We start from the raw sequence: 22,353 nt of genomic DNA on the forward strand, positions 1-22,353 counted from the left end.
TGCCGGGTTGCCCACTCCGCAGAACCTGCGCTCAGCCTCTCGAGGGGGCGTGTACCGCAAAAGCAAAAGCGAGGCGGCCTACCGGCCGGCCTGATTTTCCTGACCGTGCATAATTCAAAATGTGGGAGCGGGCTTGCTCGCGAAGGCAGCCTGACAGCCGGCCAATTTCTGACAGATTGATGCAAATCCAACTGTGGGAGCGAGCTTGCTCGCGATGGCGGTGTATCTGCTCACAGAGATTTGAATGTGAGAACGCTATCGCGAGCAGGCTCGCTCCCACAATGAATCAATCTGATGTGAGCCGGGTTTGGGCATCCATCAATTCGCCACCCGAACCCCACCCAGGCTCCCGCTCAATTCATACGCCGCCAATTCCGCCTGATGCGCCGCCAGCAATTCCGGCAACGATCCACGCAAATACTCGACCCAGGTCTTGATCTTCGCATCCAGGTACTGGCGCGACGGGTAGATCGCATACAGGTTCAGTTCCTGGGAGCGGTAGTTGGGCATCACGCGCACCAGTGTGCCGTTGCGCAGGCCTTCTATCGCGGCGTACAGCGGCAGCACCCCAACGCCCATGCCGCTGATGATCGCGGTTTTCATCGCGTCGGCGGAGTTCACCAGGAAGGGTGAGCTGTTGATGGTGACCATTTCCTGGCCATCAGGGCCGTCGAAGGCCCATTTCTCCAGCGGAATCACCGGGCTGACCAGGCGCAGGCAGGCGTGGTTGAGCAGGTCGCTGGGTTTTTGTGCGCAGCCGTTGGCTTTGACGTAGGCCGGCGAGGCGCAAACGATGCTGTAGGTGATGCCCAGGCGCTGGGAGACGAAACCCGAATCCGGCAGTTCGCTGGCGAGGACGATGGACACGTCGTAACCCTCGTCGAGCAGGTCCGGCACGCGGTTGGCCATGGTCAGGTCGAAGGTCACGTCCGGGTGGGTCTTGCGGTAGCGGGCGATGGCGTCGATCACGAAGTGCTGGCCGATGCCGGTCATGGTGTGCACTTTCAGTTGCCCGGCCGGGCGTGCGTGGGCGTCGCTGGCCTCGGCTTCGGCTTCTTCGACGTAGGCCAGGATCTGTTCGCAGCGCAACAGGTAGCGCTTGCCGGCTTCGGTCAGGGCGATGCGGCGGGTCGTTCGGTTGAGCAGGCGGGTTTGCAGGTGGGCTTCCAGGTTGGAGACCGCGCGCGAGACGTTGGCCGTGGTGGTGTCCAGTTGCACGGCGGCGGCGGTGAAGCTGCCGGCTTCGGCCACATAACTGAAGGCGCGCATGTTTTGCAAAGTGTCCATGGGGTGCTCTCTCGTCGAATGACAAATTGTGACACGAAGTTTCTGTTTATTTACAGGCGACTAAAGATCTACCAACGGATTATCTCGTTAACGGTAACAAAGATTCACAGGAATCCCAGCTTATCGCCATTCAGGCCGCCCCATAGAATTGCGCAACTTGGCAAACCGGGGGCACGGCCCCAGCCGCACAACCTGTGGGAGCGAGCTTGCTCGCGATGGCGGCGGTTCAGCCAACACAGATGTTGAATGTGGCTCCGCTATCGCGAGCAAGCTCGCTCCCACAAATGCGGCGCTGTTTCCAAAAAACGTGTACCTCCCCCTATTTCAGGAAATCGCAGCAGTGCCGCGTCGCATCAGCAGAGCGCTTCAGCCGCTCAGTGTTTTGGCTTTAACCCTGGCAATCAGCGGCTGCATCGGAACCGGAGGTATTGCCCCACAGGGCAAGGCGCTGGAGGCCAACTCACTGGCTACCGACGAAGCGATCCAGAGCGCCGCGCAGGATGCCCACTGGCCCACTGCACAATGGTGGCAAGCCTACGGCGACCCGCAACTGAATCGCTGGATCGACCTCGCCCTGCAAGACAGCCCGACGCTGGCCATGGCCGCCGCCCGGGTGCGTCAGGCCAGGTCCATGGCCGGCGTGGCCGAAGCGGCCGAATCGCTGCAGATCAATGGCGAGTCCACCCTCAAGCGTCACAACTGGCCTACCGACCAGTTCTATGGCCCCGGTGAGCTGGCCAACAGCACCACTTGGGACAATAACGCAGCGCTGGGTTTCAGCTATGCCCTCGACCTCTGGGGCCGCGAAAGCAATGCCACCGAGCGCGCCGTGGACATGGCGCACATGAGCGTTGCCGAAGCGCGTCAGGCCCAGCTCGAATTGCAGGACAACATCGTACGGGTCTACATCGAGTTGTCGTTGCATTACGCCCAGCGGGACATCGTTGAAGCGACCTTGAAGCAGCAACAGCAGATTCTCGATCTGGCACAGAAGCGCCTGGACGGCGGCATCGGTACCCATTTCGAAGTCAGCCAGGCTGAAACACCGCTGCCGGAAACCCATCGTCAGATCGACGCCCTCGACGAAGAAATCGCCTTGAGCCGCAACCAGCTCGCCGCCCTCGCCGGCAAGGGCCCGGGGGAGGGCGCGCAGTTGCAGCGGCCGACGCTGTCACTGGGTGCGCCACTGAAACTGCCGTCGTCGCTGCCGGCGCAATTGCTCGGCCAACGCCCGGACGTGGTCGCCAGCCGTTGGCAAGTGGCGGCGCAGGCGCGGGGTATCGATGTCGCCCATGCCGGTTTCTACCCGAACGTCGATCTGGTCGGCAGCCTTGGCTACATGGCCACCGGCGGTGGAGCCCTGGAGTTCTTGACCGGCAAGAAACTCAACTACAGCGTGGGGCCGGCGATTTCGTTACCGATCTTCGATGGCGGGCGCTTGCGCTCGGAGTTGGGCGAAGCCTCGGCGGGTTATGACATCGCCGTGGCCAAGTACAACCAGACCCTGGTCAATGCCCTGAAAAACATCTCTGACCAGTTGATCCGCCGCGAATCCATGGACAAACAGCAGGCTTTCGCCGCCGAGTCGGTGGCCACTGCGCAGAAGACCTACGACATCGCCATGATCGCCTACCAGCGTGGCCTGACCGACTACCTCAACGTGCTCAATGCCCAGACCTTGTTGTTCAAGCAGCAGCAAGTGCAGCAGCAGGTTCAGGCGGCGCGCCTCAGTGCCCATGCCGAACTGGTGACGGCGTTGGGCGGTGGTCTCGGTGCCGGTATTGACGTGCCGAACGCCGAACAGACTCAAGTGCCGAAAACCCCGAGCCTTTTGCGTTGAACACGAACCCACAGGTCCTGAGTCTGACCTTATTTTTATTGAGCAGGATTTCATGACTCCCTTGCCCGCACCCTTGCGCTGGCTGTACTCCCTGGAATGGCGCCGGGGTTTCTTCGACTGGGCACGCAGCGACGGCGTGACTTGGGTCTACATTTTCAAGGTACTGTTCGCGGCATTCCTGGCGTTATGGCTGGCCATGCGCCTGGAGCTGCCGCAACCGCGTACGGCGATGATCACCGTGTTCATTGTCATGCAGCCGCAAAGCGGCCAGGTGTTCGCCAAGAGTTTCTATCGTTTTCTCGGCACCCTGGCCGGGTCGGCGGTGATGGTCGCGCTGATCGCCCTGTTTGCGCAGAACACTGAGCTATTCCTCGGTTCGTTGGCGATCTGGGTCGGTATCTGCACGGCCGGCGCCGCCCGCTGCCGCAACTTCCGCGCCTACGGTTTCGTCCTCGCCGGATACACCGCGGCGATGGTCGGCTTGCCCGCGCTGGCCCACCCGGAGGGGGCGTTCATGGCGGCGGTCTGGCGGGTGCTGGAAATCTCGTTGGGTATTCTCTGTTCGACCCTGATCAGTGCCGCCATCCTGCCGCAATCGGCTAGCGCGGCGATGCGCAATGCCTTGTATCAGCGCTTTGGTGTGTTCGCCCTGTTCGTCACCGACGGCTTGCGCGGTCGCAGTCAGCGGGAGGCGTTCGAGGCCGGCAACGTGCGTTTCATCGCCGAAGCCGTGGGCCTGGAAGGCTTGCGCAGTGTCACGGTGTTCGAAGACCCGCACATGCGTCGGCGCAATGGCCGGCTCAGTCGCCTGAACAGTGAGTTCATGGGCATCACCACGCGCTTCAATGCCTTGCACCAGTTGCTTGAACGCTTGCGCAGCAGCGCGGCGGACACCGTGGTGGTGGCCATCAAGCCGGGTCTGCAGGACCTCGCCGAGTTGCTCGACGGCTTCAGCGGTCGTGCCCTGACCAGCGCCGATGCGGCGCGTCTGGTCATGGTGCTGAGCGCCTACAAGGAAGGTTTGCCAGCGCGAGTGCGCTGTCTGCGGGCAACGTTCCAGCAGAGCGATCCGAGCGATGCCGAGCAACTGGATTTCCACACGGCGTACGAGCTGCTCTATCGTTTCGTCGAAGACTTGCACGGTTATGCACAGACCCACGCCTCCCTGGCCGATCACAGTCACGAACGGGAGCGCTGGGACGAGCCGTTCACCCCGCAAACCAACTGGATGGCAGCGGCAGCATCGGGAATTCGCGCAGCGTTCATTCTGGCGGTATTGGGCAGCTATTGGGTGGCAACCGCCTGGCCGAGCGGGGCGACCATGACCCTGATTGCCGCCGCGACGGTGGGCCTGTCCGCCGCCACCCCGAACCCGAAACGCATGGCCTTTCAGATGGCGTGCGGGACATTGCTCGGGGCGCTGATCGGCTTCGTCGAGATGTTTTTCATTTTCCCGTGGATCGACGGATTTCCGTTGCTGTGCGTGATGCTCGCGCCGGTGATCGTGCTGGGCTCGTTCCTGACTTCGCGGCCGCAATACGTCGGCGTCGGTCTGGGTTTGCTGATCTTCTTCAGCACCGGTTCGGTGCCGGACAACCTCACGGTCTACAACCCCTACACCTTCATCAACGACTACATCGCCATGGTGCTGGGCATGCTGGTGTGTGCAGCGGCCGGGGCGATCATTCTGCCGCCCAACAGCCGCTGGCTGTGGCGTCGGCTGGAGCAGGATTTGCGCGGCCAGGTGGTGTACGCCATCAGCGGCAAGCTCAAGGGATTGGCATCGAGTTTCGAAAGCCGGACCCGTGATCTGGTGCATCAGGCCTACGGCTTCGCGGCGGGCCAACCGCAAGTGCAGCGGGACTTGCTGCGCTGGATGTTCGTAGTGCTGGAAGTCGGCCATGCGATCATCGAGTTGCGCAAGGAACAGGCGATTTTGCCGGTGCATCCGGCCTATGCCGAATCCCAGCCGTGGCGCCAGGCGATCCGGGTGATGGGGCGTGCGCTGGTGCGGCTGTTCCTGCAACCGAACAGCAGCAATCTCGAACGCGCGCTGATTGCCGTCGATCACGCGATCAGCCGTGTGCAGTCCACCGACGAACCCTTCGCCCCGCACTTCGATACCTCGGCGTTGCGCCGGGTGAAGAGCTACCTGCACTTCATCCGCACCTCTCTGCTCGATCCGCAATCACCGCTCGCCGCCTTCGCAAACAGCCAGCCCCAAGGACTTGAACATGCCTCGTGAAATCGCCTTCCACGGCGTGTACATGCCGACCATGACCCTGATGTTTTTCATCGCCGCGGCGCTTTCCTGGGCGCTGGACCGGTTCCTGTCCGGGTTCGACCTGTACCGTTTTTTCTGGCATCCGGCGTTGCTGCGCCTGAGCCTGTTTACCTCTCTGTTCGGCGCGTTGGCGCTGACTGTCTACCGTTGACTCTCTATCACTGAGAATGCCCCGATGAAAAAGTTTTTCAGCCTGCTCGCGACCTTGCTGGTGCTGGCTCTCGCGCTGTGGATCGGCCGCTCCTTGTGGGAGCACTACATGAACACGCCATGGACCCGCGACGGCCGCGTGCGCGCCGATATCATCAATGTCGCCGCCGACGTCACCGGCGAAGTGGTGGACGTGCCGGTGCGCGACAACCAGTTGGTGAAGAAGGGCGATTTGCTGATGCAGATCGACCCCGAGCACTACCGTCTCGCAGTGAAACAGGCACAGAGTCTGGTGGCATCGCGCAAGGCGACCTGGGAGATGCGCAAGGTCAACGCCCATCGTCGCGCCGATATGGACAACCTGGTGATCTCCCGGGAAAACCGTGACGACGCCAGTAACCTCGCCGACTCGGCCCTGGCTGATTACCAGCAGGCCCAGGCGCAACTGGAAGCCGCCGAACTCAACCTCAAGCGCACTGAGGTGCGCGCGGCGGTGGACGGCTACGTGACCAACCTCAACGTGCATCGCGGCGACTACGCGCGCATCGGCGAGGCGAAAATGGCCGTGGTCGACATGAACTCGTTCTGGGTCTACGGCTTCTTCGAAGAAACCAAGCTGCCCCACGTGCGCGTGGGTGATAAAGCCGACATGCAACTGATGAGCGGTGAAGTACTCAAGGGCCACGTGGAAAGCATCTCGCGTGGCATCTACGACCGCGACAACCCGGAGAGCCGAGAGCTGATTGCCGATGTGAACCCGACGTTTAACTGGGTGCGTTTGGCGCAGCGGGTGCCGGTGCGGATTCACATCGATGAAGTGCCGGAGGGTGTGCTGTTGGCGGCGGGGATTACGTGTACGGTGGTGGTCAAGCAAGGTGATGGGGCATAACCCATTCCCCTGTAGGAGCGAGCCTGCTCGCGAAAAACCTGAGAGCGACGCGGGCTTTCTGAATGCCTGCGTTATCGTTGACGTCCATCGCGAGCAGGCTCGCTCCTACAGTTGATCAGAAAAACGTCTCCTGCAAATGCCGCCAAAGGATCTTGCCTTCCACCTTCTCGAACACCACGGTCGAGCGACGATCCGAATGCAGCCCGGTCGCATCGGTCTGTTGTTCGCGATAACTCACGGTCGCGCCACCGTCGTGCAACGCAATACCACGCAACTCACTGAGCTCGATGCGGAACCCGAGCTTCTTGCCGCCCGCCAGCGAGAACAATTCGTTCAGCGCATCAAAGTCCAGCACCCGGCCGAGCGGCGAGACCATGGAGAACTGCGGCGAAAAACGTGTCAGCAGTTGTTCGAGTTCGGACAGGTCCCGCTCTTCGGCCAGCCATTGTTCGATGGCCACGTGGGCCTGGATCACTTCGTCGAAATATTCGGTGTAGTCGGTCATGTTGATACCTGAATTCTGGGGTGTTTGTTCCGGCGCCATCGCGAGCAAGCTCGCTCCCACAGGGGGCATCTGGGTGGCATAGATGGCATTCATACCCACAATCCCTGTGGGAGCGAGCTTGCTCGCGATAGGGGCACCGTGGTCTCAGAGCTGCCCACGCAGCCCGAACCGCTTCATCAGCCCGGACTCGAGCCAACCCTTGGGCAACAAACCCGCCAGCAGCGGCAACGCGCGGCTGCCATTGCCCAGGCGAATCAGTCGCGGTGGCTTGTCCTGCTGCACAGCCTTGAGCAAACCGACGGCAAATTCACTGGCCGGGGTCGGATTGTCCTGAGAGGCTTTGGCCCGGGCGCGTATGCCTTCGCGCAGCGGAAACCATGGCGACTGTTCGCTGATCAGTTGCTCGGCTTCGTGCCCGGCATTCCTGGCGAAACTGGACGCGATGGCTCCCGGCTGGACTTCCATGACCCGCACACCGAACGGCGCCAGTTCCATGCGCAAGGCATCGCTCAAGGCATGCACGGCGGCTTTCGAGGCGCAGTAGGCGCCGGCGAATGGCGTGACCAACACACCCGAAACGCTGCCGATATTCACGACCAATCCTTTGGTCCGGCGCAGCACGGGAAACATCGCGCGAGTGACGCCGACGATGGCGAACACATTGGTTTCGAACTGGCGCTGCATGGCTGGTACGCCACCATCGAGCAGCGGTCCCATGGCGCCATAACCTGCGTTGTTGATCAGCACGTCGAGACCACCGCGCTCCTGGTTGATGCGCTCGCTCAACTGCTCAAGGGCAACACCGTCGTTTACGTCCAGTTGCACAGCGGTAAATCCGGCAGCGTTCAGCATGGCAACATCTTCGGTCTTGCGCGCACTGGCCCAGACTTCATAGCCGGCGACTTTGAACGCGTCGGCAAGGGCGCGGCCAATGCCGCTGGAGCAACCGGTAATCAACGCAACGGGCATGGCGCATTCCTTGTGCAAAAGAGGGGGGGAGGGATCAGTCGGAAAAACTACCCTGCAATCGCTCGGCGCGAAACTCCAGGGTTTCCGGACGGTAGCCAGGGCGCAGTGGCGGCAGCGGCAAACAGTCTTCCCAGTTACCACCGGCCTGCAATTCACCAGGGCCACGATAGCGCGGGGCGGTGTATTGATTGTCGGCCAGGTTCACCGTATCGCCCGGTGCATAAGCCGCGACCCGCCAGCGCAACTCAGTGAGCGGCACGTCATTGCCGTTGTTCAGGGTCAATTGCAATGGGCGGTCAGCGGGACATTGTTGTGGCGCGTAACTGATGCGTAACTCCAGGCGTTGCAGTTGCTTGAGTTCGTGGTGGTCCATCCAGATGACCCAGGTGGCGACGATGCCCAGCCCCACGGCGGCGGCCACGGATACGGGCAAGGCCTTGGCCGGATAGCGCAGCAACAGGATCAGCCAGGTGATGACCAGCAGGACGCCGATGAACATGACGTGAAATCTCGGGAATAGAGAGGGTCATCCTACCTAAGCGCAGGTGGGGTTGGCGATGGGCGATTCGGTGGTGTGCCGACTGGCCCCATCGCGAGCAAGCTCGCTCCCACAGTGTACCGAGCCGAGCACAAAATCCGTGATCACCCCAACACCCTGTGGGAGCGAGCTTGCTCGCGATGGGGCCAGGCAAGGCACTACAAAAACTCAGTACAAAAAAAGCCCCCGCCCAGCCTGCTGCGGATAGGGAACGCAGCAGGCTGGATGGGGGCTTCTGTTTTACTGAACGTTACTGCGCGATGGTTTTCACCGACACGCCACGCTCGACCGGCGTCGAGCGCCCGTAGATATCTTCAAACCGCTCGATATCGTCTTCGCCCAGGTAGCTGCCCGATTGAACTTCGATGATCTCCAACGGAATCTTGCCCGGGTTGCGCAAACGGTGAACCGAAGCGATCGGAATGTAGGTCGACTGGTTCTCGGTCAGCAGGAACACGTTCTCGTCACAGGTCACCTCGGCGGTGCCGCTGACCACGATCCAGTGCTCGGCGCGGTGGTGGTGCATTTGCAGCGACAGGCAAGCCCCCGGTTTGACCGAGATGTGCTTGACCTGGAAGCGGCCGCCCATGTCCACCGAGTCGTAGGAGCCCCACGGACGGTAGACCTCGCAGTGGTTCTGGGTTTCGCTGCGGCCCTGTTCGTTGAGGGTGTTGACCATCTGCTTCACGCCTTGGACCTTGTCCTTGTGGGCGATCATCATGGCGTCCTTGGTTTCGACCACGACGATGTTTTCCAGGCCGATCACCGACACCAGCTTGCCGTTGCCGTGGATCATGCAGTTTTTGCTGTCCTGGATCACCACGTCGCCTTTGGTGACGTTGCCGTTGGCGTCTTTTGCATTGACTTCCCACAGCGACGACCAGCAGCCGACATCGCTCCAGCCCGCGGTCAGCGGCACGACGCAGGCGCGTTGGGTTTTTTCCATCACCGAGTAGTCGATGGAATTGTCCGGGCAGCACGCGAAGGTGGCTTCGTCGAAGGTGATGGTGTCGGCATCCTGGTGGCTGCGCTCCAGGGTCAGCACGCAGGTGTCGTAGATGTCCGGATCGTGCTTCTTCAGCTCTTCAAGGAAGCGGCTGGCGCGGAACAGGAACATGCCGCTGTTCCAGAAGTAACCACCGGACTGGACGAACTCGGTGGCGCGTTTCACGTCGGGCTTTTCGACGAAGTGCGAGACGCGGCTGACGCCTTCAGGCAGCAGCGAGTCGTTGGTCGACTTGATGTAGCCATAACCGGTTTCCGGCTTGGTGGCCGGCACGCCGAACAGCACCATTTCACCGTTTTCTGCGGCGACGGTGGCCAGGGCCAGGGCGCGTTGCAGGGCTTTCTGGTCTTCCAGCACGTGGTCCGCCGGCAACACCAGCATCAGCTCGTCGCGACCTTCATTGACCAGCATCAACGCGGTCAGGGCCACGGCCGGCGCGGTGTTGCGACCGAACGGTTCCATCAGGATGCGCTGGGTTTCCAGCTTGCGCGCGGCCAACTGCTCGTTGACGATAAAGCGGTGGTCCTTGTTGCAGACAACGATTGGCGAATCCATGCCTTCGAACACCAGGCGTTCCAGGGTTTGCTGGAACAGGGTGTGTTCGCCGGTCAGGGCCAGGAACTGCTTGGGGAATTGCTTACGGGAAAGCGGCCAAAGACGTGAGCCACTACCACCTGACAAGATCACCGGAATCATGTTTTTACTCCTTGAAAATCGATTGGTTAGAGCTACTGCGTTCTGTCGTTTCACTCTTGTTTTTGTTCCGTGTCCGGATTGACGCCTCGGTCCTTGTGGGAGCTGGCTTGCCTGCGATGGCGGTCTCAAGGGCCTCATCGCGGGCAAGCCCGCTCCCACAGGGATTGGGTCAAGCCAGACGAATGTATTAGCGCGTCGACACCGGGCGTTTCACCCAGACCGGCGACAGGCTGCTGCCGCTGCCGGTGACGTACAGCACCGCGGCTTCACCGCGTTCCAGGGCGACCGGTTTTACGTCGCCGACTTTGGTGGTGCCGTCGTACAAGGCCAGGCTGACCTTGACCGGGTTGATTTCACGCTCGCCGCGGCCCTTGGGCGCAACGTTCGGGACCACGTCGGTCTTACCGTCGGCGGTCTTCAAGGTCAGCGCCTTGTCGCTGAGGTTTTGCACGCGTACCAGGGACTTCTGTTTGTTCTTGAACGGCGGCTCTTCGATCAGTTGCGGGGCGCCGCTGGCGTTGTTGACCAGGGTGTAATAGTGGTCGCCGGCCAGTTTCACCGGCAGGGTCTGGCTGCCAACCTTGGCGCTGTAGTCGCCGCCCGGCATGAAGCTGAAGTCAGTGCTGGACAGTGGCGCGACGTCGCTCAGGTTGGTGCTGCCGACGGTGGCGCTGACTTCGGCGTTGCCGGCGTTGTAGATACGCACGAAGGTCGAGCCTTTCGGTGCGGTCGGGCCGTACAGGGCGGCGTCGCCTGCGGCGAAAGCCTGTACCGACAGCACGCTGAGGCCGGCAACCAGGGCAAAGCTTTTAGCGAGACGACGAGGAGTTGTAGTGAAAGTCATGGTGTACCTCTCTTTCAGTTTTGCGCCCGGTCGGGCGTCTCGGATTTAGTGTTTGCAGCTACGTTTTGTTGGCGGGCGCCGGCTTGTTTAAGCTCTGCGACCCACTGCGGGTCGGCGTCGCCGATTTCGTTGTTCACGGGCAGATATCGTTCAGGGAACTCCCAGATCAGCACCTGTGGCGGGCTGTTCTTGAAGGCGTCGCTCTTGAGGTAGCTGAGCATCGGCAGAATTGGGCCGTGGCCGTCTTCGGCGTAATTGACCACGTCGCTGTTCAGCGCTTGCTTGAGCGCACCGACGAAGTTCCAGTTGGGGTTGGCGCTGTAGCTGGTGCCGATCAGGGCCACCGGCACTTCGGTGTTGGCGAACAGCGCGTCGTCACCGGCGGATTGATCTTCAGCCACGACCGTATTGCGCTTCTGCAATTGCTCCTGTTTTGGCATCAGGTTTTCGAACAGCGGGTCCAGTGGCAGGAACAGACGCAGGTCGCCCTTGTGCGTAATGGTTTCGGCAGGTTCAGTGACGAAACGCTGGGGCTCGCCGCTCAGCGGGTACTTGTCGGCAATGGTCCTGGCCAGACGGTTGGCGGCGATCTCGGCACCTTGCGGCGTCCAGTGGGTGTCGGTGCGCAGGAACACTTGCTGGCCATTCTGCTTGGCCTGTTGCAGCGGGCCGAGCAGGTCAGGGGCCGGAATACGGTCGGCGGCCAGGCGCTGGTGGAAGTCCTTGTAGAGGTTGGCGTGGATGCTCGCCGGTTTCACTTCACCGAGGTGTTCCGGGTACAGGCGCACCTTGGCCGGCACCACCGCCATCACCAGTTGCACGCCTTTTTCCTTCAAGGTCTGGCGTACGCCTTCGACCAGCGCGTAGTTGCCTTGCAGGTTCAGCTCTTCGTTGACTACCGGGTGGAATTCTTCATCGCTGTACAACCACTGGTCGCGACCGAGCACCACGCCCGGACGACCTTCGTTGAACAGTTTGAAATCCAGCGCGGCCCAGAGGTTGGTGCCCAGGCGTTTGATCGGGAACTCGTCGTCGTAGTGCGTTTCCACGGCTTTGCTCCAGCGGCCGTTGAGCACAGTCGCATCGGCGTTGGTGCTGAAGCCGAAGAAGCTGCGCACCGACCACAGACCGAGCACCAGCAAGGTCACCAGGAACAGCGCGATGTAGAAGATGCGTAATGAGCGGGTCATGGTCAGATCCCTCAGAACTGGAAGTAAAGGAACGGCGAGAAGCTCTGCGCCGAGAGTTTGAGAATCGAGGCAATGAACAGCAGCAGCACCAGCGCACGCATCACGTAACGCGACCAGTCAGCGGTCCAGTAGGCCGGTTGCACCTGGGCTTCGACGCCGACGGTGTAGCCTGGCTGGTGGATGCTCGCCGGGTTATCTCCAGGCACGGCCTTGATCGTTCCCGGTGTCGCAGCGGCCGGGCCGTCGGTGTCGACGCTCACGGCAGGCTTGGTCTTGACCGGAGGCTGGTTGTTGTAGAAGTCGCGCAGGCCGAAGAACGCCAGGGTCACGTAGGCCACGATCAGGGTCGCCACTTGCAGACCGGTGAGGCTGGCCTGGTTGAGTTCCGACAGCGACCAGTCGCCGAAGCTGAACATCGCACCGTACATGCGCCCGGCGACGTGCAGGTTTTCCGCGCGGAAGATCACCCAGCCCATCACCACCAGCAGGAAGGTCAGTGCCCAGCGGATCGGGTTGAAACTGCGTGGCGAGGTGTTCAGGCCGATGGCTTTTTCAATCGCCAGCCACATGCCGTGCCACGCACCCCAGACGATGTAGGTGATGTTCGCGCCGTGCCACAGACCACCAAGCAGCATGGTCAGGAACAGGTTGCGATAGGTCATCAGCGTGCCTTTGCGGTTACCGCCGAGGGTGATGTACAGGTAGTCACGCAGCCAGGTCGACAGGCTGATGTGCCAGCGCCGCCAGAACTCGGTGATCGACTGGCTGATGTACGGCTGCTTGAAGTTTTCCATGAAGCGGAAACCCATCATCAAGCCCAGGCCGATGGCCATGTCGCTGTAACCGGAGAAGTCGAAATACAACTGCGCGGTATACGCCAGGGCGCCGAGCCAGGCATCGCCCGTGCTCGGGTTTTGCAGGGCAAAGCAGTGGTCGGCCACCACCGCCAGGGTGTCGGCGATGAAGACTTTCTTGATGAAACCCTGCATGAACCGCGTGCAGCCCTCGGAGAACTTGTCGAGGGTGTGGGTGCGGTTGTTGAACTGGTCGGCCAGGTCACGGAAACGCAACACGGGGCCCGCGATCAAGTGCGGGAAGATCGCCACGAACGCTGCGAAGTCGATCAGGTTGCGGGTCGCCGGGGTGTCGCCACGGTAGACGTCAATGATGTAGCTGATGGACTCGAAGACGTAGAACGAGATCCCGATCGGCAGCAGCACGTGGGTCAGGATGAAGGGTTCCAGGCCCACCGACGTCATCATTGCGTTGATGCTGTCGACGCCGAAGTTGGCGTACTTGAAGTAGCCGAGGATGCACAGGTCGACAGCCACGCCGAGCAGCAGCCAGCGCTGCGCCGGTTTGGTCCTGACCCCGGCGGCACCGACTTTCAGGCCGATCCAGTAGTTCCACAGCGTAACGCCGGCGAACAGCGCGAGGAAGTCCACACGCCACCAGGCGTAGAACACGTAACTGGCAATCAGCAGCAGCAAATTGCGATAGCGTTGCCCGCTCAGATAGTACAAGCCGAGGAAGATCGGCAAGAATAAAAACAGGAACACGTTGGACGAAAAAACCATCCCGATCTCTCCTTGTTTGAACCAACAGTCAAGGGCCAACGGCCCCCCCAAACCCCCCACGGAAATCCGGGGGGCTAACTCACAAAACTCACTTTCGACACCGACCCTGTGGGAGCGAGCTTGCTCGCGATGAGGGAGTGTCAGTCGACATCGATGTTGAATGTCAGACCGCTATCGCGAGCAAGCTCGCTCCCACAGGTTTTGTGTCTGTCTTCAAGAACCCTTGCTGCCCTTTTCATTGGCCGGGTCGTAGACCTTGGTCAGGTCACCGCCGAGGCGGAAGGTCTTGAACGGTTGCATCTTGTGCTTCTTCGCCAGCACCTCGGGCGAGCAGGTGTAGAGCGAGCAGAACGGTTCGAGCCAGGCGAATTTCGAGTCGACCTTCAAGTCGGTCATGTCCTGTTCCTTGCCGTTCTTTTCCTCGAACTCATCCGGGTCATTCACCCCGGCGAGCACGCGATCACCCAGGCGTTTCAATGCGCCGTTGTTTTCCTGGCGCAAATCCACACCGTTGACCTGGGCGAAACTGGCGATCATCGCCAGCGGCGGCAGGGCGTAGTTGTGGTAGGCCAGGGCCCGTTGCTGACGCTTGAGTTCGTTGGGCAGGTAGCCGTCGGCGTCGACCTGGTTGGCGCCGACCTTGTATTCCTTCACTGCCCAGTCGAACAGGTCGCGACGGTTGGTGGCGACGGACGTGGCCATCACCGACCAGGCGGCCCAGTACGAGTGGTTGTTGGTCTGGTCGAGCGGCAGGTTGTCCCAGTCGCTGACTACCTGGTCGGCCATCTTGCTGAACCAGGCTTCGATCAGCTGCGACTCTTGCTGATGGTTGGCCAGCGGACGGGAGTCGGAGAATTTCAGGCGAATGTACGACGACGCCATGCTGCCCAACGCCCATTTGCGCATGGACTTGCCGGTGTGGTTGAAGTCCTTGGACATCAGCGCATCGGCCTTGGCCCAGGCGGTCAACCAGGTCAGCGTGCACTCCAGTTGTTCCGGGCGGCCGTCACGCATGAACTGCATCACGCGCTTACTGATGCCTCGCTCGATCTTGGTGATGTCGGCGGTGCTTTCGCGGAAGGCTTTTTCCGACTGCTCGTTCAGGGTCGCGCGGGCCTTGTCCGAACCTTCGTATTTGCTGCGAAATTGCAGCGAGCCGGTGTACGGCGTCGGCATCGCATCGCAGCCTTCGCTCTTGTCGCCGGTTTTGATTTTTTCAATCGGCGCGAAGTATCCCTGCGGCGGGCGCAGTGGCGCCGCAGCCTGCGCTGCACCGGCGAACATCGCCAGGCTTAACAGGGTGGGTGCCAACAATTTTGAAAGTATCGGATTTCGCATAGCAGACCTCATTGCCCGACCGAAGCAGTACGCTGTTCGGCGCTCGGGAATACGTTGCGTTTGCAGATTTTCGCTTCGACTTTCTGTGGCGTGGTGGCGTTTTCAGGCCCCTGGATTTCGACGGCCAGCAGATTCTGCGTGGCCCAGTCTTCGTCCGTGCGCAACTCGAAGGCGAAACGCCCGTCGGTATCGGAGGTTTCCGGTTTTTCGATCTTGATGTCCTCGTGGCGTCCGTTCATGTACCAGAGGGTGGCTTGCAGGGTTTTCACCGAGGTGTCGGCGAAGCGGATGTCGACCTGGTGACTGCCGTTTTGCAGGTTCAGGTTTTTGCTGTTGACCATCAGTTCATTCTTGCCCGGCTTCAGGGTGGTGCTGCCGGACATCTGCGCATCCTTGCCTTCGCAACCGTTGTCCAGCAGCGCCATCATCTGGCGGTAGATGGTTTCCTGGTCGAGGCGATACAGCGGCGAGAATTCCCAGATGAGAATCTTCGGCGGGTTCTTCTGGAACTCGTCGCTGCCCAGGTACTGCAGCATCGAACCTTCCAGGCCGCCGCCGGGGAACGCCACGTTGAGAATGTCGGCGCCGATGGCCTCTTCGAGGAAACCGGCGAAGTTGTAGTTCTTGCCGCTGTGGGAGGTACCGACCAGGGTGATTTCCGGATTGCCGGAATCGCCGAACAGATCGCCATCGCCCGCTTCGCCCTTCGGCTCGGTGGTGAACTGATCCATGTACTGGATCGCATAGCTGGTGCCACAGAGTTGACCGGCCATGTTGTGCAATGTTCCGGTCTTGCCCATGCGCCCCGACTTTTTGGTCTCGAATTCGCGCTTGGGAATGTCGGCGAATTCAGGCAACTGTTTGACTTTCTCGGCGACGATTTTCGCCGTGCGCTGGGCACCGTACGGCGTCCAGTGCTGGTCGCCACGGAAGTAGAAATCGTGGGCGGGCAGGGTGTCGGGCAACGACTCGTTGGTCAGCGGCGAAAGGTCCGGGACGACATAGCCCATCTGCGCGAAACGACCGAGCATGGTCTTGTAGTTCTGCAGCGCCTTGTCGAAGTCGAAGCTGGCTTTCTCCGCCGGGTTGAGTTTGTTGCGGTTCACCAGGCCACGGGTCGGCTGGTACACGATGACCAGTTCCACACCTTTGCTCTTGAACGCATCGTGCAGTTGTTTCATGCGTTTGTAGCCGGCGGGCGTGGTGTCGAATTCGGTGCGCAGGTCTTCCTGGGTCCGGAACAGCCAGTCGCCCTGGGCCTGTACCAGGGTGGTGAAGTTCTGCTGATAACGGGTGGTGTAGTTCTTCGCATCGTGGGCGGCCGGGCACAGGCTGCAGCACGGTTCTGCGGTGAAGCTAGGCGCTTTGACCTCATCGGCGCGAGCACCACTGCTGGCGGCGAGAATGCCGGCGGTCAGGGCCGACAGGCTGAGTAATTTGATCAAGTGTGGGTGCATAAGATTATCCTCAGTCCCGCATTTCGGTCTGGCGTTCGACGGGGTCGATCAGCACGGCTTTCTGCTGGCGCACCAGCAGGTCGAGAATTTCATCCTGGCGCTCGCCGAGAATCCCCGAAAAGCTGATGCCGCTGGATTTGGTCGGGGCGAGCATGGACACGCGATACAACTCGACACTCAGCGGCGAGTCGATGGACAGCGGCCCGCTGCCGTTGGCCGCCAGTTCACCGCCGACCACGATCAGCGACACCTGGGCGTCGAACGGGTCGAGCTTGATGTCACGGTCGGTGTTGCTCAGGTCCTTGATGTGCCCGTAGACGCCGGTCAGGCCGTTGGCCATGGCGACGTTTTCGTACAGGCGAATGTTCACACTGTTACGAATGCGGATGCCGTGGCGGCGGTTGCTGACGACCTTGTTGCCCCACAGCAGGTTGTCGGCACTCTCGTAGAGGGTGATGCCGTCGGTGTGGTTCTGGTAGATCTCGTTGTGGGCGATCAGGTTGTTCACGCTGTTACGGTCGATCACCAGGCCCGACAACTTGTTGTCGTAGCTGCGGTTGTTGAAGATGAAGCTGTCGTTGACCTCACGGGAAATAATGATCCCGTGCTTCTTCTTGGTCCCGTACACCGTGTTGTCGGCAATGATCAGACCGTGGGAACGGTCGTGGGGGTCGATGCCGTAGACGATGTTGTCTTTGTAGGTGTTGCCCTTGACCACGAAGTCGCGGGTTTCATAGCAGTAGAAGCCGTACCACATGTCCGAGAACTCGGAGCCGACGATCCAGCCGGTCGGCTCAGGGCGCTTGAGCACCTTGGCCATGTTCGGCGTGTACTGGGAAATACTCACGCCGTAGGATTTACTGTTGGCGTAGCCGAAACTGGCGATCTTGCTGTTGGCGATGTAGGTCTCGGTACCGCCCCAGGACAGCAGGAACGGACGGAATTCCTTGGGCGAATTGAACGTCGCCGGGCCGTTGTCTTTCTCGCGCCAGCCAGTGATTTTTGTGTCACGCACGAACAGCTGGCCGTCGTTGACCAGGAACGAGCCGGCTTCCTGGGACAGGCGCAGTTCCTGGGTCTGTTTGTCGATTTCCAGGATGCCGTGGCGACCGACCACGATCGGCAACTTCGCCAGGAACACACCCGGCGAGGTTTCGCTGAAGTACTGCTTGGGTACCTTTTTCGCCAGGTCCTTGAGGTTCATGTAGCCGTCGTCGACGAAGATCGCCTGGGGGATACCGTGCTGACGCACTACCCACTCGGCCATCTTGTTGTCGCCACCAATGAAGTCCTTCAGGGCGTCTTCCTGCATCATCCGGCGCAGGCTGATCTTGCCCGGTTTGCTGCGCACGATCTTCGCGGCGATAGCTTCGGCTGTGTAGCCGGAAACGTCCGGCAGTTTCGGCGTGGCCAGTTCCAGCGGCGCGGTCGGTGCGCTGCTGACGGTGTAGGTCTTGGCCTGTTGCAGTTCCTTGGCCGTGGTTGCCGGCTTCGCCGGCTCCACATTGGCGAAGCCAGTCGCACTGGCCAGCAGCATCGCGCCGGCCAGCAGGCTGATCGAGCCTTTTCGGGCTGGATGATTCATCTGGGAGACTCCCTTCGCAATGTGCATCAGAAGCGCCAGATCACGTCGATGAACGCGCGGTGCATGTACGAATCGACTTCCTTGCCGTACGCATCGCCTGGCTTGAACACGCCGCCACGAAAGCGCACCAGGGCCGAAGGCTCATCGATCGCCTGACTCATCGAAGCCGGCAACAGGCCTTGCTTGAAGTACTTGGTCACCACCAGGTCCATTTCCTGACCGAGGTCTTTCTCGCCATCGTTCAGTGGCAGGGACGTACTGGAGAGGATCGCGCCAGTCACGTCATCGGTATTGTTCTGCACTGCGTCGATGCCGTTGCTGCCGACCGGCTTGTTGCCGTCGACGCGCCAGAATTTGTGGTAGATCAGGCTGGCGTCGTATTCGTCGTTGAGCATCCACGAACCGAACAGAGTGGCGCTCTGCATGTTGTTCATTTCGCCACGGAAGGCCTCGCCGAAACGGTGCACGCGCGAGCGGGTACCGGTGTAGTTCGAGCGGTTACTTTCCAGACCGTTCTGTTCATAGTCTTCGCTGGCGCGGGCGTAGGCCGCACCGACTTGCCATTGCGGATCGAGGCGCAGGCGAACACCCAGATCGGTGGCCCAGCCATCGACATCGCCGCTGCGCTTGGCTTGTGCGGGAGCGGTACCATCGGCGTTCAGCGGATTGACCGTGTCACGGTCGCCGCTCATGCCGGTGATGCTGCCCCAGTAGTTGACTGTGTTGGTATTGCGCCAGTTGTAGGCGTCGCTGTCGGCGGTGAGGCCGAGCCAGCTGATGTCGCCGTTCTGTTTCTTGTCCAGCGAATCGCTCGGCACGCCCGGTTGTGCGTAGTCGAGTTTGCCGTCGTCGTGGGTGTGATGACCGCGGATGCCCACCCAGTTGCCCGGTGTCCACTGGTACGCCGCATCGGCGTAAGCGTGCAGGCGATCCTTGTCCTCTGGTGCGAGCTCCTTGAGGTCGGTGCGGTACTCGCTGAAGCGTTCGGCGATACCGACGTTGGCGCGCAGCAGGGTGGTGTCGAAGGTCCAGTTAAGGGCTTCGATGTTGGTGTCGCGCCATTGGCCGTCGTCATTGCGCAGGCGCTGGCGACCGAGCTTCAGGATCTCGCCAGGGTAGGGCGTGAAGCCGCTGTAGCCGACCCAGAACTCACGCATCGCCAGGTAGTTTTTCTTGGTCTCGCGATCACCATTGTCGGTGTTCTCGGCGCCATCGGATTGTTGCAGGGTGTCGGTCTCGATGATGTCGGTGGACGTCACCGCCTGACCCATGGCGTAGGCGCTCCACGCGCCGCTTTCGCCGTAGACCCACGGACGCAGGTCGAGACCGACGCCGTTGACGTCGCCGCCGTCGGCGGTGCCGAGGTCACGGTCGTCTTCGGACTGGCCGGTGATTTTTACGTCCAGGCCGAAGTTCTTGGTTTCTTCAGTCATCGCAGCAAGCGTCGGGCAAGACCAGATCAGCGCGAATGTCAGGCCAATGCCGGCCTTCATGAATGGATTCAACTTCATTGGGATTCCTCGCCATCTTCTTCTTGCAGGGCATGCAGTTCCGGCGTGTTCGGGCTCAGGGCACCGCGCACGGCCTGTTCTTGTTTCAACAGGCGTTGGGCTTCGGCCAACCGGTCGGGCGGCAATTGCGTTTGGATTGTTTGCGCAAGCTCGGTGGCTTGCGGAGTGTTCTGGGCCAGGGCCAGTTGGCTGAAAACGTAGGCGTTCAGCGGATCAGGCTTGGTGCCCTTGCCTTGGGAAAACAGTTGGGCAATGGCGAAGTCGGCGCTGTTCTGGCCGTTGCGCGCAGCGGTCAACAGATGGTCGAGGGCCTTCTGCGGATAGACCTTGCCCAGGTAGCCACGGCGATAGATCTGGCCGAGGTAGTAATCGGCAGCGACTTCACGGCCGACGGCTTTCTGGAAATGCGCTTCGGCAACCTTGGCGTCGGCCGGTACCAGTTTGCCTTCGAAGTAGAGCTTGCCCAGCAACAGCTCGGCGCGGGGCTGGTCGGCGGCGCGGCCGTTGTCCAGGTACTTCATCATCTGGTCGACGTCGCCCAGTTCGGGGAAGTCGTAGAGCAGTTGCGCGAGGGAGACCCACGACGCCGGGTAGCCCGGTGCGATCGGCTCTAGCAGCGACTGCGCGGTTTTCTCGTCGGTCTTGCCCAGGGAGGCATCGGCGAGCACGCGGGCGACGCTGTCGACGCGCTGCGCCGAAACGGTGCCATAGGCATGAGCCGCTTGCATCTGCTTGATCAGCTCGGCCTGTTGCTCTGGCTTGGCCTGTTTCTGATAAACCGTGGCCAGTTCGACGTAGCAGATGTCGCTGGTGTTGAGCGCGGTCTTGCAGATTTTTTCCACGTCATCCAGATGCTGGTCGTAGGTGCCCTGGGTGCGATAGAGCAGCACCTGCGCCAGACCCGCTTCCGGCTTGCCTTCGGCGCGCCATTGGCTGATCTGCTGCTGGGCATTCACGTTGGGGAAGCTGTGCGGGTATTGCAGGTACAGCATCGCCAACGGGATCAGCGTATTGCCTTCGCCCGCCGCAGCGGCTTTTTTCAACAGGGTTTCGGCTTCGTGTTGTTCCGCTTCGGTGGAACCGGGCTTGGCCACCAGCAGACGACCGAGGCGTGCCTGGGCGCGCGGCGAAACGCTGGCCGCGGCGCGGTAAGTCGCCTCGGCCTGTTTCATCTGCGCCGGGTCACGGCTGTCGACCTGGATATCGGCCAGGCCGACCTGGGCTTCGCTGTAGCCCAGGTCGGCCAGTTGCCGATAGTTCTGCGCAGCGGTGGCGGTATCGCCACGTTTGAGCGCTTCGTTGGCCAGGCGCTGGTCGGGCAGGCCGGCGCAGCCGCTGAGGCTGACCGCCAAGGCTAGCGAACAGAACGCAAATCCCATGTGGGAGCGAGCTTGCTCGCGATGCGGCTGGCTCGGTGCATCAGACAGACCGCGTCGATCCCATCGCGAGCAAGCTCGCTCCCACAGGGTCGGCGGCGTGTTGAGGGTTGGAGTAGTCACAGGCATGTCCTCGACTTAAAGACCGACAGCCATGGCTTTGTCGATCAGCCAGTTCAGGTTCGGGCCACGGTCGCTGTTCACTTCCACCGGGCGGCCGGCGAGGGAGCTGTCCAGGGTTTCGTCCGGCTGGATCAGCACGCGGATGTCCGAAGACAGGTCGGCGCTTTTCAGGCTGGTGCTGCTGACGATCTTGCCGGTGCGGCTCTTGTCCTCGCCGGCGATCTGGAAGCGCACCGAAGTACCCGGGCGCACGTCGCCGAACTGGCGATAGGAGAAGCGCGCTTCAACATTGGCTTCGCTGTTACGCGGCACCAGTTGGAAGATCACGTCGCCCTTGCTGGCGTACTGACCGTTGGCGACCATTTGCTGGGCCACGGTGCAGTCGCAAGGCGAGGTCAGGGTGCCGGTCATCTGCTTGCCGAACAGTTCTTCAACCTTGGCCGGTTGCAGTTGGTCTTCGTCCAGATGGCCCTTGAGCACGTCGAGCATGCTGGTGCTGAAGGTCGCCAGCGGTGCGCCCTTGGCGGCCACACCGTCGGCTTTCACCAGGCTCTGCACGGTGCCGTCGCGGGGCATGGTGATGTTCACGCCCGGCACGCTGACCAGACCGGCCTGGGCGTGGCTGACGAAGTACATGCCATACACCGATTTGAAGACAAAGCCGAATGCAGCCACGCCGACAACGAAGATCCCCAGGCTGAAGGTCACGGCTTTCAGGCGTCCGAACGCGGACATGCCGTGGCCGCCGTCCTTGACCTTGCGCGCCTTGGTGAAGTTGTCGCGCTGCAGGGTCGCCAGCATTTCACCCACGCTGACGATGTCGCCAGCCAGGTGCGAAGTGATCAGGTGGCGCAGGGTCGAGATGTCCCGTGGTTCCAGGTTCTGGAACTGGCAGCCGGCGCGTCCGGTCTCGCGATCGAAAGAGCGGACCTGCAACTCGACGTCCATGGCCAGGCCGAGGTTGTCGATGACGAATTGCAGGCGGGCCTTGTACACGTCACCCATCTTCAGCGGCAATTGACCGGCGTTGAACGCCAGGCCACCGGCGGACAGGTCGATCACCCGGGCTTCGACCGGCGTCCGGTCAGGGCCGAAGAAACGCAACTTGGCCGGGATTTTCACTCGGGCGTGTTGGCGCTGGGCTTCGGATTCATGCACTACGTTGGCGTTGACGGCGGTATTCATAAA

Annotated in this window: 18 protein-coding genes; 4 read left to right on the plus strand and 14 right to left on the minus strand. The window is 61.3% G+C overall.

Going from position 1 to position 22,353, the window contains the following annotated elements; translation table 11 throughout:
• Positions 1-318: 318 nt before the first annotated feature.
• Positions 319-1,287: a LysR family transcriptional regulator gene (locus KW840_RS00645; protein ID WP_150814291.1), complete on the minus strand. Its 969-nt coding sequence runs from the start codon at positions 1,285-1,287 to the stop codon at positions 319-321.
• A 340-nt stretch (positions 1,288-1,627) separates the two neighbouring features.
• On the opposite strand from KW840_RS00645, the gene KW840_RS00650 reads away from it, so the two are divergent.
• From KW840_RS00650 to KW840_RS00665, 4 genes are read left to right on the plus strand one after another with little or no spacing between them, the layout of a single operon-like run.
• The gene (locus KW840_RS00650; protein ID WP_218494230.1) at positions 1,628-3,127 is read left to right on the plus strand and encodes an efflux transporter outer membrane subunit; all 1,500 of its coding nucleotides are present in this window, start codon (positions 1,628-1,630) and stop codon (positions 3,125-3,127) included.
• Between the two features lie 52 nt (positions 3,128-3,179).
• Entirely contained in the window at positions 3,180-5,372 is a 2,193-nt protein-coding gene (locus tag KW840_RS00655) for an FUSC family protein (RefSeq protein ID WP_218494231.1), read from the plus strand.
• The gene (locus KW840_RS00660; RefSeq protein WP_218494232.1) at positions 5,362-5,562 is read left to right on the plus strand and encodes a DUF1656 domain-containing protein; all 201 of its coding nucleotides are present in this window, start codon (positions 5,362-5,364) and stop codon (positions 5,560-5,562) included. Before KW840_RS00655 ends, KW840_RS00660 begins: the two co-directional genes overlap by 11 nt.
• A 24-nt stretch (positions 5,563-5,586) precedes the next feature.
• Positions 5,587-6,450: an HlyD family secretion protein gene (locus KW840_RS00665; protein WP_057395860.1), complete on the plus strand. Its 864-nt coding sequence runs from the start codon at positions 5,587-5,589 to the stop codon at positions 6,448-6,450.
• Between the two features lie 115 nt (positions 6,451-6,565).
• Here the strand turns inward: KW840_RS00665 and KW840_RS00670 are convergent, their stop codons facing one another.
• From KW840_RS00670 to KW840_RS00730, 13 genes are all read right to left on the minus strand, one after another.
• A complete protein-coding gene (locus tag KW840_RS00670; RefSeq protein WP_218494499.1) occupies positions 6,566-6,955 on the minus strand; it encodes a DUF4440 domain-containing protein in 390 nt (129 codons plus the stop codon).
• Positions 6,956-7,099: 144 nt separating this feature from the next.
• A complete protein-coding gene (locus tag KW840_RS00675) occupies positions 7,100-7,924 on the minus strand; it encodes an SDR family oxidoreductase (protein WP_154860489.1) in 825 nt (274 codons plus the stop codon).
• A 34-nt stretch (positions 7,925-7,958) separates the two neighbouring features.
• Positions 7,959-8,423 (minus strand): hypothetical protein, encoded by a 465-nt coding sequence (locus KW840_RS00680; RefSeq protein ID WP_057713377.1) that lies wholly within the window; start codon positions 8,421-8,423, stop codon positions 7,959-7,961.
• 289 nt (positions 8,424-8,712) lie between these two features.
• Entirely contained in the window at positions 8,713-10,164 is a 1,452-nt protein-coding gene (locus KW840_RS00685) for a mannose-1-phosphate guanylyltransferase/mannose-6-phosphate isomerase (RefSeq protein ID WP_057713378.1), read from the minus strand.
• Between the two features lie 187 nt (positions 10,165-10,351).
• Complete coding sequence (locus KW840_RS00690) at positions 10,352-11,008, minus strand: alginate O-acetyltransferase AlgF (protein WP_057713379.1); 657 nt, start codon at positions 11,006-11,008, stop codon at positions 10,352-10,354.
• 14 nt (positions 11,009-11,022) lie between these two features.
• Positions 11,023-12,198: an alginate O-acetyltransferase gene (locus KW840_RS00695; RefSeq protein WP_057713380.1), complete on the minus strand. Its 1,176-nt coding sequence runs from the start codon at positions 12,196-12,198 to the stop codon at positions 11,023-11,025.
• 11 nt (positions 12,199-12,209) lie between these two features.
• Complete coding sequence (locus tag KW840_RS00700; RefSeq protein ID WP_218494233.1) at positions 12,210-13,775, minus strand: MBOAT family protein; 1,566 nt, start codon at positions 13,773-13,775, stop codon at positions 12,210-12,212.
• 213 nt (positions 13,776-13,988) lie between these two features.
• Positions 13,989-15,113, minus strand: a complete 1,125-nt coding sequence (locus KW840_RS00705; protein ID WP_057713382.1) for a mannuronate-specific alginate lyase — start codon at positions 15,111-15,113, stop codon at positions 13,989-13,991.
• Positions 15,114-15,121: 8 nt separating this feature from the next.
• The gene (locus tag KW840_RS00710) at positions 15,122-16,570 is read right to left on the minus strand and encodes an alginate O-acetyltransferase (protein ID WP_218494234.1); all 1,449 of its coding nucleotides are present in this window, start codon (positions 16,568-16,570) and stop codon (positions 15,122-15,124) included.
• A 10-nt stretch (positions 16,571-16,580) separates the two neighbouring features.
• Positions 16,581-18,155 carry a mannuronan 5-epimerase AlgG gene (algG, locus tag KW840_RS00715; RefSeq protein WP_057713384.1) on the minus strand — a complete coding sequence of 525 codons (1,575 nt, stop codon included), beginning with the start codon at positions 18,153-18,155 and terminating at the stop codon, positions 16,581-16,583.
• Between the two features lie 26 nt (positions 18,156-18,181).
• The gene (locus KW840_RS00720; protein WP_090457585.1) at positions 18,182-19,666 is read right to left on the minus strand and encodes an alginate export family protein; all 1,485 of its coding nucleotides are present in this window, start codon (positions 19,664-19,666) and stop codon (positions 18,182-18,184) included.
• The gene (gene algK / locus KW840_RS00725) at positions 19,663-21,165 is read right to left on the minus strand and encodes an alginate biosynthesis TPR repeat lipoprotein AlgK (RefSeq protein ID WP_218494235.1); all 1,503 of its coding nucleotides are present in this window, start codon (positions 21,163-21,165) and stop codon (positions 19,663-19,665) included. Before algK ends, KW840_RS00720 begins: the two co-directional genes overlap by 4 nt.
• Before the next feature lie 15 nt (positions 21,166-21,180).
• A complete protein-coding gene (locus KW840_RS00730) occupies positions 21,181-22,350 on the minus strand; it encodes an alginate biosynthesis protein Alg44 (protein WP_057713387.1) in 1,170 nt (389 codons plus the stop codon).
• Positions 22,351-22,353: the final 3 nt, after the last annotated feature.

The organism is Pseudomonas sp. PDM30, from assembly GCF_019218985.1.
Lineage (GTDB): Bacteria > Pseudomonadota > Gammaproteobacteria > Pseudomonadales > Pseudomonadaceae > Aquipseudomonas > Aquipseudomonas jessenii.